This is a genomic window from Paenibacillus sp. EKM10P, assembly GCF_011800655.1.
GTDB lineage: Bacteria > Bacillota > Bacilli > Paenibacillales > Paenibacillaceae > Paenibacillus > Paenibacillus polymyxa.
In genome coordinates this window covers 769,386-785,790 of sequence record NZ_JAALET010000002.1, presented here as the reverse complement: position 1 = coordinate 785,790, position 16,405 = coordinate 769,386, and the positions used below count along the sequence as shown (strand labels likewise).

Here is a 16,405-nt window from a genome sequence, read left to right as displayed (position 1 = left end):
TTTGTCGGGGCGTGAGGCGGCTTTTTTTGTTTTTGGCTTATGTTTGTAGTCTCTTTATGTTACATTAGTATGAAAATAAAGAGCGGGGTGGAGCAGAGGACATGAAACCGGATTTGCGTACTGTGCTGAATCGTGAAATTATTGTCGGAGACGGCGCTATGGGGACTTTTTTGTACCAGCTAGGATTTCCAGTAAATACGTCTTACGAAGAACTGAACATTACTTCGCCTGATGTTATATCAGACGTACATGGTCAGTATTTAAATGCAGGAGCACGATTGCTGGAGACGAATACATTCTCTGCAAATGATTATAAGTTAGCTCGCTTTGGACTGGAATCTAAGGTGGAAGAGATTAATCGTGCTGGTGTGCGAATTGCCAAGGCTGCTGCCGGACCTGAACATTATGTAGTAGGTGCGGTCGGTTCCATATGCGGAGGCAAACGTCTTAACATATCCAAGCTGGAGCTGTCAAGAAACTACGAGCAGCAGATCGATGCCCTTCTTTCCGAAGGGGTTGACGGCATTTTATGCGAAACGTTTTATTCACTGGACGAAATGCGCATTGCGCTTCACAGTGTACGTAAATACAGTGACATTCCGGTAATTTGTCAATTTGCGGTCGATCAGGTTGGTCGTACCCAAGATGGTTTTCTAGTGTCAGAAGCTTTTTCAACACTGCGTAGTGAAGGAGCTGACATCCTCGGGTTTAACTGTCACTCCGGTCCGCAGGGAATTATGAGTGTAATGGAGCAGCTGGATGGTCCTTTGTCTGTACCGCTGTCTGTATATCCAAATGCGGGACTGGCAGATTATGTGGACGGTCACTATGTATACGGTGCATCACCTGAATATTTCGGAGAATGTGCCGCGTCCTTTGTAGATCTCGGGACCAGGCTGATTGGTGGTTGTTGCGGAACTACGCCAGACCATATTGCTGCTATTTCCAAAGCTTTAAAAAATTTGCAACCGCCCCCGTTGGCTCCAAAAGAAGCTTTGTCGACAGAGTCCATTCATGTGGTGGAGCAGACAGCAAATGAAGGGGGACGAGGCAATGGCAGACATGCCAGCGAACCCAACATTGTGGATCTGGTTAAGGAACGGCATACGGTCATTGTAGAGCTGGATCCTCCGCGAGATCTGGACATTACCCGGTTTATGCAAGGTGCGCATGCCTTGAAGAAAGCCGGAGCCGATGCACTTACACTTGCTGACAATTCGCTCGCAGTCACTCGTATGAGCAACATGGCGCTTGGGCATCTGGTTAGTATTGAAACAGGCTTGCGTCCATTAATTCATATCGCATGTCGTGACCGTAATCTGATTGGTACTCAATCCCACATGATGGGTTTTGACGCACTGGGTATTGACCATGTACTGGCGGTTACTGGTGATCCGGCGCGGTTTGGTGATTTACCAGGCGCCAGTTCGGTGTATGATATGACATCTTTTGAAATCATACGCATGATCAAGCAGCTAAATGATGGCGTCGCATTTTCCGGTAAACCACTCAAGCAGAAAGCTAATTTTGTGGTGGGAGCTGCTTTTAATCCGAATGTTAAGCATTTGGGTAAAGCCGTACAGCGGTTGGAAAAGAAAATTGCCTCCGGGGCCGATTATATTATGACCCAGCCTGTTTACGATCCTGAGCTGATTATAGCCATTGCAGAAGAGACACGGCATTTGGAAATACCGATTTTTATCGGTATTATGCCGCTGGCTAGTGGCCGCAATGCAGAATACTTGCACAATGAAGTGCCAGGCATTCAGTTATCCGATGAGGTGCGTGCACGTATGTCGGGACTGGAGGGCTCGGAAGGACGAGCAATGGGCGTGTCTATTGCCAAGGAGCTGCTTGATACGGCCATGGAACATTTTAATGGGATCTATTTCATGACTCCTTTTATGTTCTATGAAATGACAGCTGAGCTGACTTCATATGTATGGGAAAAATCAGGCCGAGTACAGGCCCCCTTGTTTCGACTATAATAATCAATTACAATAGTATAATGGATGTGATGCCGATGTCATTGAGTATGACCGGATACGGTCAAGCCATCCTTCATCATGAGGGGTATAAAGTGCGCTTGGAATTGAAATCGGTCAATCACCGCTATTGCGAAGTGATGATGAGAATTCCACGTGAATGGACTCGTTATGAAGATGGCTTGAGAAGAACGGTTCAACAGCAGATTAAACGCGGTCGTATCGATGTTTTCATCCACAGGGAACGTGATGAAGAACAGATACCCGCCGCACGGTTGAATGACACTGTGGTGCAGGCTTACCTGCGTGCAGCGGAGCAGCTGGCGGATCGTTATGGCGTTAAAGGAACGTTAGGTATAAGTGATATCCTTGCTTTGCCTGATGTTCTGGGTGAGCCTGGAGAGGCTTGCAATGGAGACGAAGATGACTGGGAAGAGCAACTACAGCGAGCTTTGAATAAAGCTTTGCAAGGTTTGCTGGAGATGAGAAGGCGAGAAGGCGGGCATTTGGTACAAGATGTGGAATCCCGCATTTTACGTTTGGAATCCTTTCATCATGAAATGGCGGTGTTGGCTCCTCATGTTGTGAGCGACTACCGTAACAGGCTGAAGAACAGGCTTAAAGAGCTTCAGGACGGTTCATTTACGCTTGATGAACATAAGTTCGGAATGGAGATTGCGTTATTCGCGGATCGCAGCAATATTGATGAGGAGCTTACCCGGCTTCAAAGTCATTTTGGACAGTGCAAAAGATTGCTGCTGTCGGACGAGCCGGCCGGTCGCAAATTAGATTTTTTAATCCAGGAAATGAACAGGGAAGTCAACACGATCGGCTCTAAGGCTAATCATCTCACATTAGTTAACTTGGTCGTTGAGATGAAAGCAGAGCTCGAAAAAATTCGTGAGCAGGCTGCAAATATTGAGTAGCTACCTGGTAGCGGCACGGCTGCAATAGTCACATGTATAGGGGGAAAGACCTGAATATGGCAATCAAATTGATCAATATTGGCTTTGGCAATATCGTGTCGGCCAACCGAATAATCTCCATCGTCAGTCCGGAGTCTGCTCCGATCAAGCGGATTATACAGGAAGCCAGGGACCGTCATATGCTAATTGATGCTACCTATGGCCGCCGGACACGGGCTGTTATTATTACAGACAGTGATCATGTAATCCTGTCTGCGGTGCAGCCGGAGACGGTCGCTCATCGCCTATCCACTAAAGATGATGACAATGACGAATAAAAATGGAGTGTACTATGGCTAAGGGATTATTATTTGTAATATCCGGACCTTCGGGGGTCGGTAAAGGAACGGTAGGCAATGCATTGCGCGAAAAGCTACCTGAGATAACGTATTCTGTTTCTGCTACAACTCGAACACCTCGTTCGGGCGAGCAAGATGGAGTGACCTATTTTTTCAAAACGCGTGAAGATTTTTTAGGGATGATTGAACGGGATGAATTGTTGGAGTACGCAGAGTATGTAGGTAACTACTATGGCACTCCACGTGATTTTGTAGACCAGACGCTTGCGCAGGGTAAAGATATCTTTCTGGAAATTGAAGTTCAGGGCGCGCTAAAGGTTAAAGAAAAATTTCCAGAAGGCATATTTATATTCTTGCTTCCACCTTCGCTGGATGAGTTGAAGGATAGAATTCGGGGACGTGGCACAGAAACTCAAGCAACCATTGATCACCGTATGTCGGTAGCTGTGGACGAGATGAACCTGTTGCGTCACTATGATTATGCGGTTGTCAATGATGAGATTGATTTCGCTTGTAAACGAATAGAATCCATTATTATCGCCGAACATTGTAAGGTTCGACCTTAAGCGAGGGCTTTACATATGCCAAGCGTACCAAAAGAGAAATAATACTGTATAAGCTGAGCTTGAAGGTGTACACTGGAGTTCAGCTTATACAGCTTAAAACTACATGAAGAGGTGTCTATTCGTGCTGTATCCTTCCATTGATGAAATGATGAAAAAGGTAGATAGTAAATATTCGCTGGTTGTAGCGGCATCACGCCGTGCTAGACAGTTGCGTGAGGGCGAGAAGACGAGCTTGAAGAGTCCTAAATCTCACAAACAGGTTGGAGTAGCTCTGGAAGAGATCTATGCAGATCATCTTTTGCTTGAAAGCGGCGAAGAAGAATAAGAATTATAGACAATCATTATAACCAGGCGCAATGCCAATTCCTTTGACAACCGCAAGGTTGTTATTTTTTTCGGTCAGGGGGAGTTAACGATGTTGAAGGGGAAAGTTATTATTCTTGGTATAACCGGCGGAATTGCTGCCTATAAAGGGGCTGCGCTCTGCAGTAAGTTGACGCAAAAGGGAGCCGATGTACATGTGATTATGACGGCTTCTGCCAAGGAGTTTATTACCGAACTTACGCTGCAGTCACTCTCTCGCAATCCGGTGTACAGTGATACATTTGATGAAAGAGAGCCGTCTATCGTATCCCATATTCATCTGGCGGATGCGGCTGATCTGGTGCTAGTTGCTCCTGCAACGGCGAATATCATCGGGAAAATGGCGCATGGTCTTGCTGATGATATGTTATCGACAACGTTGCTGGCTACGACAGCGCCTATTATGGTGGCCCCTGCGATGAATGTACATATGTACACTCATCCTGCAGTCATGCAAAATATGGAGACACTGGTATCCCGTGGTGTGAAGATGATTGAGCCTGGTGAAGGATTACTGGCTTGTGGTTATGTTGGCAAAGGACGTTTGGAAGAGCCAGAAACTATTGTGCAAACGATTGAGCGCTTTTTTGATCAGCAAGCTCAGGAGCCTGAAGCTACAATCAAGTCTGAAGCACGGTGGTTTGGAGAAGAATCTACGGAGAAACAAGTAACCGAGCGACTTGTAGATAAGAATGAATTAGCGCTTTCGGGAAAAAAAGTCATTGTCACGGCTGGAGGCACGATTGAGCGAATTGATCCTGTCCGTTATATTACGAATGATTCATCTGGTAAAATGGGCTTTGCCATTGCAAAAGTGGCTCAGGAGATGGGGGCAGAGGTGCATTTGATTGCTGCCAATACCAGTGCGGAACCGCCTTCAGGTATTTCGCTTGAAAGAGTCCAGTCAGCTGAAAACATGTACCAGGCTGTGCTAAAACAATGGGAAACGAGTGATATGGTCGTTATGGCTGCTGCCGTTGCAGATTATCGACCACGTGAGGTGGCACAGACCAAGATCAAGAAAAAAGATAGTGTATTTACACTGGAGTTAGTGAAGAACGTCGATATTCTGGAATCACTCGGACGCAGCAAGAAACATCAATTTTTAATTGGTTTTGCAGCAGAAACGGGAAATTTGGAGACGTATGCAATAGATAAATTAGAACGTAAAAATTGTGATTTGCTTGCGGCAAACGATGTAACTGTGGATGGTGCAGGTTTTGGCGTCGATACAAATGCTGTTCAAATATATGACCGAAGCGGGATGGTAGAGCAGATTCCTGTACAGTCAAAGGAAGAGGTTGCGCGTAAATTGCTTACTCTAGCCGCGGGACGCATGGGTGGGGTGCTGCATTAATGGAGACAGGCAATTTAGTTGCCAAGGTCATTGTCGATGTACCTGCCAAGGATACAGATCGTACCTTCGATTATCTGATCCCAGATTCCATGAGACCTTGGATTGAGCCAGGTAGTCGGGTAGCTGTGCCATTTGGCAAACGGACGGTGCAGGCTTTTGTTATCTCGGTAGTTCCAGCTGAAGAGCCGCCGAAATATAGGATGAGGGCGATTCAGGAGTTGCTGGATCTGGTACCGCCCTTATCTCCCGATTTGGTTGAACTGGGCAAATGGATGAGCGAGCGTTATGCTTGTAATCAAATTATGGCACTGCAAGTGATGATTCCTACCGCGCTTAAGGGCAAGGCGGAACGTTATATCTCCATTGCCGAACAGCAAGAGTCTATGAATCCACAGCGGTCTATGCTGTCTATGCTGTCTAATCAGGGGGATGAGATCGAATGGGCCCTTCTGACTGACGACGGTATGAGCGACCCGGCGGAGCGTCAGATTGTCAGCTTCATTCAGAATAAGGAGCAAGTCCCGTTGCAGCAACTTAGTAGACGTTTCCCCGAGGAGGCGGAGGTTATTAAATCGCTGTTACGCCGCGGAGTGCTTCAGGAAAGCCAGGTTATTAAAGACAAGCTTGGCAAAAAGACGATGAAAGCTGTTGATCTGGCTATCAGCATAGATGAAGCATCCATGGCACTGGAGCAATTTTCTGCCAAGGCGCAGCGTCAGCGGGAGGTACTTGCTTTTTTGCTGGAACGTAGCGAGTTTCTGCCTCTGCCGCTGAAGGAAGTTATGACCTCGTTAGGTGTATCAGCTGCGACGGTTAAGGCACTGGAAGATAAGGGCTATGTATTACAGGAAGATGTTGAAGTGTTCCGCGATCCCTACCGGGGCAGACACTTCAAACCTACAGACCCACTCCCTCTTACGGTAGAGCAGCAGTCGGTGTATGAACGGATTATTCGTCAGCTGGACATGCGTGAGCAAGGAGCTTATTTGCTGCATGGAGTCACAGGAAGCGGTAAGACGGAAATCTATCTGCAGACCATTCAGCGATGTATCGAGCAGAATCGCCAGGCGATTGTGCTCGTACCCGAAATATCATTAACTCCACAAATGGTCGAACGTTTCAAAGGACGTTTTGGCGACCAGGTCGCAGTGATGCACAGTAGATTGTCCGGGGGAGAACGGTACGATGAGTGGCGCAAAATACGCGAAGGCCGTGTAAAAGTAGCGATTGGCGCTCGTTCAGCGGTATTTGCCCCTTTTCGTGAGCTAGGGCTCATTATTATGGATGAGGAGCACGAAACGTCCTATAAGCAGGAAGAGACGCCCAAATACCATGCGCGTGATGTAGCCATTCGCAGAGCGCACCAGCACGGGGCTGTCGTTATTCTCGGTTCAGCTACACCGTCACTGGAAAGCTATTATGCTGCCCGCTCCCAAAGCAATGACGAGTTTGCGCCGCTGCTGCTTGAAATGCCGACCCGCGCATTGGGGAACACGTTACCCGAAGTCCATATCATGGACATGCGTGAGGAGCTACGGGCCGGCAACCGCTCCATGTTCAGCCGTGCGTTGCATAATGGAATCGCAGAGCGATTAGAGCGTAACGAGCAGACGGTATTACTGTTGAACCGGCGTGGTCACTCCACGTTCGTCATGTGCCGGAGCTGCGGCTATGTGGCGGGATGTCCGGATTGTGATATTTCGCTTACCTATCATCAGCGGTCGAACAATTTACGTTGTCATTATTGCGGATATTCCGAGCCTGTACCTCAGACTTGCCCGGAATGCGGTAGTGAGCATATTCGTTACTTTGGTACAGGTACTCAGCGAGTGGAAGAAGAGTTGGCTAAGCTATTCCCTGGTATACGTGTTGTCCGAATGGATGTTGATACAACGACTGAAAAAAACGCTCATGAAAAGCTGCTTAAGCAATTTCGTGATAAAAAAGCAGACGTACTACTGGGTACTCAAATGGTAGCCAAAGGGCTGGACTTTCCCGATGTAACGCTGGTAGGTGTCATTACTGCGGATTCTGCTCTTAATTTACCGGATTTTCGGGCTGCGGAAAAGACCTTTCAGCTGTTAACACAAGTAGCCGGGCGTGCTGGAAGGCATCAATTGCCGGGGGAAGTATTCGTACAATCCTACACTCCAGAGCATTATTCGGTGGTTCATGCAAGCCGTCATGATTATTCATCTTTTGTGAGGGAAGAGTTGAAACACCGCCGTAATTTGCACTACCCGCCATATTGCCGACTTATTTTGGTGACCTTTTCTCATGAACAGCTTCCAGTGCTAGTCCGATTGGCTGAAAATTATTCAGCGACACTACAGGGACGAGCCAGACAACGGGGCTGGTTCGGGAATATGGACCGGCTTACATCGGATGTATTGGACATTTTGGGGCCAGTAGCTTCACCCATTTCGAGAATCAAGAATAGATACCGATTTCAATGTATGATAAAATGGCGTGGAAATATTGACGCGATTGGTTTGGCTCAGCAAGTGGCTGATGAAATGGCCGAATCTGCGCAGGCACAAAAGTTGCTGATTAGTCTGGATGTTGATCCGCAGATGCTGATGTAGAGTGTTAACACTAAAGTTATTCGCACAATTGATGCGGACAAGCCGTCCGTACATAGGATAATGTAGCAGTCGCTTTTGTGATGAATACAGTAAAGCCTAAATGAAGGAAAAAGAGGAAGGTGTTCTGTTGTCATGTCAATTAGAATTATAGTGTTGGAGCCGGATGACGTATTGCACAAAGTAGCAAAGGAAGTTACTAAAGTTACGCCTAATGTGCAAAAGCTGCTGGACGATATGGCAGATACGATGTATGAAGCGGAAGGAGTAGGTCTAGCTGCTCCACAAGTAGGTATTTTGAAGAGGCTCATCGTCGTAGATGCTGGAGATGAGCATGGCTTGATAAAAATGATCAATCCAGAAATTGTGGCCGAAGAAGGAGAGCAATTGGGACCTGAAGGCTGCCTAAGTATTCCAGGGTTGAACGGGGATGTACGTCGTGCCGAGAAGGTTACAGTCAAGGGACTGGATCGCGAGGGCAAGGCTATTACCGTTACAGCGACAGGGTTGCTTTCTCGTGCTTTTCAGCATGAAATTGATCATCTAAATGGAGTATTGTTCACGGATATTGCAGAAAAAGTATATGAGGTTGCTCTGGAACAGCCAGGACCGAACCGTCAGACAGGGGAGTGAGGTTCGATGAGCCAAGACATTCGTATTATCTTTATGGGTACACCTGAATTTGCAGTCCCATCGCTGAACATGTTGCTGGACAACGGATATAACGTGGTCGGTGTAATTACTCAGCCAGATAAGCCACAGGGACGGAAAAAAATATTGACGCCTACACCAGTCAAGGAAGCGGCTGAGAAGCGTGGATTGCCTGTGCTGCAACCGACACGCCTGCGTCAACCGGAAGCGGTAGCTCAGGTGGCGGAATTGCGTCCCGATCTAATCGTAACCGCAGCTTATGGACAAATTTTGCCTAAATCCGTATTAGACCTGCCTCGTTTCGGCTGTCTGAATGTGCATGGTTCGTTACTTCCCCGATATCGGGGAGGTGCACCGATCCAGCGTGCGATTATTAACGGTGAAACTGTGACAGGTGTGACGCTAATGTATATGGCGGAAGGGCTGGACACCGGCGATATGATATCGCGGGTTGAGGTGGCTATAGAGCCGGAGGATACATCGGGCACAATTTTTGAAAAGCTAAGTGTAGCCGGAGCTAGACTTTTGCAGGACGAGCTGCCCAAGTTGCTGGCAGGGCAATCAGACCGTACGCCGCAAAATGAGGACGAGGCGACCTATGCCCCGAACCTGAACCGTGATGATGAGCGCATTACATGGAGTGATAATGCAGAGCAAATATACAACCGGGTTCGCGGTCTGGTTCCTTTTTCTGGCGCGTTTACACTTTGGGAGAACAATGTTTTTAAAATATGGGCTGCGGAGCAGCCTTCCATAAATAATGAAGCGAGTGGCTCAAATGCTCCAGCACCCGGCACGGTTCTTCAATTAACCGCCCGTGGCATTGAGGTGCAGACAGGCGAAGGCACTCTCTGGCTGACCCAGGTTCAACCGGCAGGTAAGAAGGTTATGGAAGCCGGAACCTTTGCACGCGGCGGACAGATGAAGCCCGGCACGGTGCTCGGATGAGCGGGGGACACTCCCGTCAGGGAGACCAACGCAAGGGAGTGGGGACCAGATCCGACAAAACTCGCAAACAGACGGCGCGGGAAGTTGCACTTGACGTGCTGACCGGTGTGGAGCAAGAGGGCGCGTATAGCAATCTTGAGCTCAATCGCCGGCTTCAGCAGGCAGGTTTATCTGCAAGTGATGTTGGTTTGACGACGGAACTTGTATACGGTACAGTGGCACGCCGAAATACACTGGATTATTTTTTGAATAAATTTGTTCAAAAAGGAACGGCCAAGCTTCAGCCTTGGGTACGTTCGTTGCTGCGGATGAGCGTATATCAGCTGGTGTATCTGGATCGAGTTCCGGATCATGCAGTTGTTAGTGAAGCAGTGACCATTGCCAAGCGGCGCGGGCATCAGGGGATTTCCGGTATGGTCAATGGTGTGCTTCGCAGCATGCTGCGTGAGTCGGACAAGCTGCGTATTCCTGACGGTTTGTCAGCAGAGGAACGGATTTCGTTAGAACATTCCCATCCACAGTGGCTAGTTAAGCGCTGGATCAAGCAATACGGTACCGATACAGCTGAGGCTATCTGCAAGGCTAATAACGAGCCCCCTGCAGTCAGCGTGCGAGTGAATACGACGATGACCAGTCGTGATCAGCTGCTGGACGAGATGATTGCAAAAGGCATTGATGCCGTTCCTTCGGCCGTTAGCCCCTATGGGATTGTTGTTCGTAGCGGCGGAAATATGGCGCTTACCTCGTGGTATACGGACGGATTGTTGTCTGTACAGGATGAAAGCTCCATGCTTGTTGCTGAAGCGGTCGCTCCTGAGCCTGGCATGGCGGTGCTGGATTGCTGCGCAGCTCCAGGTGGCAAAACAGCTCATATGGCTGAGTTGATGAAGGATCGCGGCCGGATCGTTGCAAACGATCTGCATGCCCATAAGCATCAACTAATCCGTGAGCAAGCGAATCGGCTTGGCCTGGATGCTGTTGAGACGGTTACTGGTGATGCGTTGGATCTAAAGGAACGATATGCTCCGGCTTCTTTTGACCGTATTTTGCTGGATGCGCCATGCTCGGGCTTTGGGGTGATTCGCCGTAAACCTGATCTGCGTTGGAGCAAAACTGCGCAGGATGTTCGCGACATTACTCAACTGCAGCACGAGTTGCTGGATAGTGTGGCCGGACTGTTAAAGCCGGGTGGTATTCTGGTATACAGTACTTGCACGATTGAGCCTGACGAAAATGAAGGACAATTGGCTCGGTTTTTAAGCGAACATCCAGAGTATGAGTTGGCAAAGGATCATTCTTTTCCAGCCGTGAGTCATGAAATGGATGGTATACAGAAAGGCTCGGTACAGCTGTTACCGCAGCATTTTCACAGTGACGGATTTTATATTGCGCGTCTGCGCCGGGTAAAGTAGCTCGGAAGAGAATTCCAGGTAGCTGCCCACCAGTATTTCCACAATCCGCCGGACACTTCCGGCGGTTTTTTGCATGAAAATGAAAAATTTTTACCCCCTCAGGGATTTGTGCTAAAATAGGAAGAATGAAAAACACTGTCTGCGATTAAACAGAACTTAATGAAGAAGGAACGGGTGCAAATATTGATGAAACCTTTTATATATGATTTAACACTGGAAGAGCTTCAGGACTGGGCCAAAAACAACGGTGAGCCTGCCTTTCGGGGAGGACAAATTTTTGACTGGCTGTATGTAAAGCGGGTCAATAATTTCAGTGAGATGACGAATTTGTCCAAGGGGCTGAGAGAAAAGCTGGAGGAGCAATTCAGTTTTGTGACGCTTCACGAAATAACAAAGTTGGAATCGAAAGATGGGACTGTTAAATTTCTGTTTGGCTTACACGATGACCATGCTATTGAGACGGTTATCATGAGACATAATTACGGAAACAGTATTTGTGTAACGACTCAAGTGGGTTGCCGGATTGGCTGTACTTTTTGTGCCTCGACGCTTGGGGGTCTCAAAAGAAACCTGACGGCTGGCGAAATTACGGCACAGGTGGTGCAGGCTCAGAAAATTCTGGATAAAACGAATGAACGAGTGAGCAGTATTGTGATTATGGGCTCGGGTGAGCCTTTTGAGAACTATGAAGCGACAATGACGTTTTTGCGTACAATGATTCATGAAAAGGGCCTGAATATTGGTCAACGTCATATTACGGTGTCAACCAGCGGCATTGTGCCCAATATTTATAAATTTGCTGACGAGGATACACAGATTAATCTGGCAATATCCATTCATGCGCCCAATGATGCGTTGCGTTCGAAGCTGATGCCTGTAAATCGCCGTTATCCTTTTAAGGATGTTATGGATTCTCTTCGTTATTATCTTGCTAAGACGGGGCGGAGAATTTCGTTCGAATATGCCTTGATCGGTGGAGTAAACGACCAGGCAGAACATGCTGAAGAGCTTGCGGATGTGTTGAAGGACATGCTGTGTCACGTCAATTTGATTCCAGTCAACCATGTGCCTGAGCGCAAGTATGTGCGCACATCGCGCAGCGATATTTTTAATTTTCAACGTATTCTTGCCGAAAAAGGCGTCAATGTGACGATCCGGCGTGAACAGGGTCACGATATTGCCGCTGCCTGCGGTCAGTTGCGTGCAAAGCATATGGAGTTGGGGTGAAACCATTTGATCAAAACAGTTCATGTCAGCCATGTCGGACGTGTGCGTTCGGTAAATGAGGATTCTGCCTGGATCAGGCACTTGGAGCAAGGCTATATTCTTGGAATTGTTGCCGATGGTATGGGAGGGCATCTGGCCGGTGATACGGCCAGCCGCCTTGCGGTAGAGACACTTGCCGCTGATTTGGCGACGCTGGAGAGCGGATTATCCGCACATTCTTTGACGGCGGCGCTCAGCGACGCTATTTTGCATGCCAATGAAGTCATCTTCCAAACGGCTGCGCGCGATGACCAGTATCATAATATGGGAACGACGGTTGTTGCCGTGTTGCTCAATGATGCATCTGGAATTATCGGACATATTGGTGACAGTCGCGCCTATGTCATATCCAAAGGAACGGTACGTCAGCTTACAGAAGACCATACTTTGGTTAATGAGTTGTTCAAAAACGGTCAGATCAGTAAGGAAGAGCGGGAGAACCATCCCCGTCGCAATGTGCTGACACGGGCATTGGGCACTGATTCCGAGGTAAAGGTGGACATTGACACCATTACGCTGGAAAAAGGCGATGTACTATTACTATGCAGTGACGGATTAAGCAATTTGGTAACAGAAGAACAGATCAGTAAGGTAGTAGGTGCCGCAGAAAATCCTTTGGAGGAACGTGCGGATCGTTTGCTACATCTGGCGCTGCTTGCCGGTGGAGACGATAACATTACTGTAGCTTTGTTTGAATTGCCCGACAACACGGTTTCATTGAGTGAAAAGGGGTGTGAAGCATGATCGGGCACCTGCTTGGGGGAAGGTACGAAATTATTGAGCGCATCGGTGGCGGCGGTATGGCGCTGGTGTATAAGGCTCAAGACATTTTGCTGAATCGCAATGTCGCGGTAAAAGTGTTGCGTCAGCAATTTGTTCATGATGAGGAATTTATTCGCCGGTTTCGGCGTGAGGCACAGTCAGCGGCCTCGCTTTCTCATTCGAACGTGGTCAGTATTTATGATGTCGGCCAAGAGGATGAAATCCATTATATTGTAATGGAGTGCGTTGAAGGCAAAAATTTGAATGAGATTATTAAAGAACGTGCGCCATTACAAGTGGATGAAGCAGTGCGGATTGCTTCCCAGATTTGTGATGCGCTGGAACATGCCCACCAAAATCAGATTATTCACCGGGACATTAAGCCTCATAATATCTTAATTGGACGTAATGGACGGGTTAAGGTAACCGATTTTGGGATTGCTCGAGCTGTTACGTCAACGACAATTACTCAGACAGGTTCTGTTGTGGGTTCTGTTCATTATTTTTCACCTGAGCATGCAAAGGGTGTCATTACCGGCGAAAAATCGGACTTATATTCTTTAGGTATTGTCTTATATCAAATGCTAACGGCACAGCTTCCTTTTCTGGGAGAAAGCCCAATTAGTGTGGCACTCAAGCATTTGCAAGAGGAATTTGAGGAACCGCGTAAAATTAATCCGTTGATTCCGCAAAGTGTAGAAAATGTCATTCTAAAATCGATGCGTAAAAATCCGGAGGAACGTTACCAATCAGCAGACGAAATGCTAAGGGATTTGGAGACTTGTCTGCTACCGGGGCGGCGCAATGAATCCAAGCTGGAGTTTACACATTTGGATGATGAGGACCAAACGCGGGTTATCCCAGCTATTAAGCCTCAACAATTAGGTGTGTCTTCCAGTGGTGACGATGTGCCTGTCCAACCTCGGGAGTCTGAACAGCTTCCGAACAAGCAAACGTCCAAGAAAAATAGAAAAAAAACGATCTTCTGGGTAACACTAGTGTTGGTACTACTTTTGTGCATGGGCGGCGTGGTGTACTATGTGCAAAGTGTGCTTGTCGTACCTGAGGTGAAAGTACCAAGTGTACTGACACAAACAGAAGACCAAGCGAAGGTCACTCTAAGTAAAGCAGGACTAGTCATTGATGATCCAATCCAGCATGAATATAAAGAGGGGATTGCACCGGGAGTTGTTTTTTATCAAAGCTACCCTGAAGGTTCTTTAGTCAAGGAAGGAACGGAGATTAGTCTGAAAGTCGGGATTGCCAAGCCGCTCACCCCGATGCCAGATGTCAAAGGGCAAAGCTACGAGAATGCTGTCAAGCTACTGACCGCCCAGCAGATTAAGGAAACGCAGATTCAGCAAAATGAGCAGTTCAGTGATCAGGCTGAAGGAACCGTCATTAGTCAGACACCTGCTGCAAATGAGCCATTTGATAAGGATTCGGTTCAGGTAGTGCTCACCGTCAGCAAAGGCGCTGCGACTGTTAAAATGCCGAATCTGGTAGGGATGACGCAGAGCCAGGCGGAAAATGAGGTCAAAAAGGCGGGGCTGAAGGTTGGCTCAATTAAAGAGGAATTTAGCTATGAGCAGGATAAAGGAAAAGTAACCAAACAATGGCCGTCAGAGGCGGGCAGTGATCTGCCCCCAAATACGGAAATTACGTTTTATGTAAGTACGGGTTACCCGCCAGAAGCGATTACGTTACCGTTTAATGTACCTGTGGCGCCGAAGGAAGAGGGCAAAAACAGTAAAATTCGCATCACTTATACAGATGCACGTGGAGAAAATCAGGAGTGGGGCAGCCGTACGATTAATACGACACAGGTGTTTACGATCAACCTGCTGATGGCCCCTAACAAAGACAGTGTCGTCTCCGTATTTAGAGATGGTGCTTTTGTTGACACGTATCCTGTTTCTTATATTGATGCAAAAAATGGAACGGTGACGATGCCTCAAATTGCTCCACCTGCAGGAACATCACCGACTGATACATCTGGTGGTACTTCCTCGCCGAATGGAAGTGGAAACGGTGAGGAAGGAAACAGCGGGGAATCTTCTAACGATAGTGGTAATGGTGGAGGCGACTCTAACAACCAGGAGGGGACAGAAGGCGATGGTGATCCTTCTGCTTTTGCCCCAGGAACCGATTCCTCAGGAGTTACGCGCAGTGAGTTGGCGGTTAGCAAAAAAAACAACCCCGGTCACGGTTCCCGCAAAAAGAAGGACAAAGTGATCGAGGCTGTGCAGCATCAGTAAACTTACTAGAGAAAGAAGCTTAACCTGTTCCACACAATGAAACTTGAACATTATGAAGGAGGACATCTTACACATGCCTGAAGGTCTGATCGTCAAGGCGCTTAGCGGATATTATTATGTCTCCAGCCTGGATCAGGATGGGCGTCCGGTATCCGGCGAAGCTACGGTACAATGCAGAGCACGTGGCCTTTTCAAGAAAAAAGAGATTACGCCCCTTGTCGGTGATCGAGTCGTTTACGAACTGACTGAAAACGGGGAAGGTATGGTCAAGGAGATTAGAAAGCGTACGACGGAGCTAATTCGCCCTCCAGTAGCTAATACCACGCTGGCCGTGCTGCTGTTTTCCCTGCGTGAGCCGGATTTAAACCTGCCTTTACTGGACAAATTTTTAGTCCATATTGAGCACGCCGGGCTGGATACGATTATCTGTCTGACCAAGCGCGATTTGTATGAAGGCAGCCCTTCAGAGGATGATAAGGTGCTGATGGTTCAGGAAATGTATCGGAAGATTGGTTACGAGGTGCTGGTAACCAGCGCCCGTACTGGAGAGGGTACGGCTGAGCTCAAGAAGCTGTTGGCCGGCCAAATCAGCGTGTTTTCCGGTCAGTCAGGTGTAGGGAAGTCCTCCATGCTTAATGCTTTGGAGCCTGGCTTAACGCTGGAGACGAGCGCCATAAGCAATAAGCTGGGACGAGGAAGACATACGACTCGCCATGTGGAGCTGATTCCTTTAGACAACGGCGGGTTTGTAGCAGATACACCGGGGTTTAGCCAACTGGATTTTTTAGAGCTGGGTGTGGATGAGTTATCGCCTTGTTTTCGAGAATTCCAACAATATGCGGAAGGATGCAAATTTCGGGGTTGTACGCATATTCACGAACCTGGCTGTAAAGTAAGAGAGGCCTTGGAAGAGGGACATATTTCACAGGGACGCTATGATAGCTATATGCAGTTTTATCAGGAATTAAAAGAAAAAAAACGGAGGTATTGA

General features: G+C 47.8%; 14 protein-coding genes. All 14 read left to right on the top strand.

Translation table 11 applies throughout. The annotated features are described in order from the left end of the window. The first annotated feature begins 101 nt into the window (after positions 1-101). Positions 102-1,988, top strand: coding sequence for a bifunctional homocysteine S-methyltransferase/methylenetetrahydrofolate reductase (locus HFE01_RS09060; protein ID WP_107733363.1), 1,887 nt, complete (start codon positions 102-104; stop codon positions 1,986-1,988). 35 nt (positions 1,989-2,023) lie between these two features. Beyond that, a complete protein-coding gene (locus tag HFE01_RS09055) occupies positions 2,024-2,911 on the top strand; it encodes a YicC/YloC family endoribonuclease (protein WP_107733364.1) in 888 nt (295 codons plus the stop codon). A 56-nt stretch (positions 2,912-2,967) separates the two neighbouring features. Next, positions 2,968-3,228, top strand: coding sequence for an extracellular matrix/biofilm regulator RemA (gene remA / locus HFE01_RS09050; protein WP_005548256.1), 261 nt, complete (start codon positions 2,968-2,970; stop codon positions 3,226-3,228). 14 nt (positions 3,229-3,242) lie between these two features. Next, complete coding sequence (gene gmk, locus HFE01_RS09045; protein ID WP_016822355.1) at positions 3,243-3,815, top strand: guanylate kinase; 573 nt, start codon at positions 3,243-3,245, stop codon at positions 3,813-3,815. A 121-nt stretch (positions 3,816-3,936) separates the two neighbouring features. Continuing rightward, positions 3,937-4,140, top strand: coding sequence for a DNA-directed RNA polymerase subunit omega (gene rpoZ, locus HFE01_RS09040; RefSeq protein WP_013371850.1), 204 nt, complete (start codon positions 3,937-3,939; stop codon positions 4,138-4,140). A gap of 90 nt (positions 4,141-4,230) precedes the next feature. Further along, the gene (gene coaBC / locus HFE01_RS09035; RefSeq protein WP_107733365.1) at positions 4,231-5,535 is read left to right on the top strand and encodes a bifunctional phosphopantothenoylcysteine decarboxylase/phosphopantothenate--cysteine ligase CoaBC; all 1,305 of its coding nucleotides are present in this window, start codon (positions 4,231-4,233) and stop codon (positions 5,533-5,535) included. Next, complete coding sequence (gene priA / locus HFE01_RS09030) at positions 5,535-8,120, top strand: primosomal protein N' (RefSeq protein WP_107733366.1); 2,586 nt, start codon at positions 5,535-5,537, stop codon at positions 8,118-8,120. The genes coaBC and priA overlap by 1 nt, the downstream gene beginning before the upstream one ends. A 132-nt stretch (positions 8,121-8,252) precedes the next feature. After that, positions 8,253-8,750 carry a peptide deformylase gene (gene def, locus HFE01_RS09025; protein WP_016822352.1) on the top strand — a complete coding sequence of 166 codons (498 nt, stop codon included), beginning with the start codon at positions 8,253-8,255 and terminating at the stop codon, positions 8,748-8,750. A 6-nt stretch (positions 8,751-8,756) separates the two neighbouring features. Then, positions 8,757-9,716: a methionyl-tRNA formyltransferase gene (gene fmt, locus HFE01_RS09020; protein WP_025365200.1), complete on the top strand. Its 960-nt coding sequence runs from the start codon at positions 8,757-8,759 to the stop codon at positions 9,714-9,716. After that, positions 9,713-11,128 carry a 16S rRNA (cytosine(967)-C(5))-methyltransferase RsmB gene (gene rsmB, locus HFE01_RS09015; protein WP_026065454.1) on the top strand — a complete coding sequence of 472 codons (1,416 nt, stop codon included), beginning with the start codon at positions 9,713-9,715 and terminating at the stop codon, positions 11,126-11,128. The genes fmt and rsmB overlap by 4 nt, the downstream gene beginning before the upstream one ends. Before the next feature lie 186 nt (positions 11,129-11,314). After that, positions 11,315-12,355: a dual-specificity RNA methyltransferase RlmN gene (gene rlmN / locus HFE01_RS09010; RefSeq protein WP_025365198.1), complete on the top strand. Its 1,041-nt coding sequence runs from the start codon at positions 11,315-11,317 to the stop codon at positions 12,353-12,355. A gap of 6 nt (positions 12,356-12,361) precedes the next feature. Continuing rightward, positions 12,362-13,138 carry a Stp1/IreP family PP2C-type Ser/Thr phosphatase gene (locus HFE01_RS09005; RefSeq protein ID WP_016822348.1) on the top strand — a complete coding sequence of 259 codons (777 nt, stop codon included), beginning with the start codon at positions 12,362-12,364 and terminating at the stop codon, positions 13,136-13,138. Then, on the top strand, positions 13,135-15,414 hold the full coding sequence (gene pknB, locus HFE01_RS09000) for a Stk1 family PASTA domain-containing Ser/Thr kinase (protein WP_016822347.1): 2,280 nt from the start codon (positions 13,135-13,137) through the stop codon (positions 15,412-15,414). The genes HFE01_RS09005 and pknB overlap by 4 nt, the downstream gene beginning before the upstream one ends. 73 nt (positions 15,415-15,487) lie before the next feature. Then, positions 15,488-16,405 carry a ribosome small subunit-dependent GTPase A gene (gene rsgA, locus HFE01_RS08995; RefSeq protein ID WP_107733367.1) on the top strand — a complete coding sequence of 306 codons (918 nt, stop codon included), beginning with the start codon at positions 15,488-15,490 and terminating at the stop codon, positions 16,403-16,405.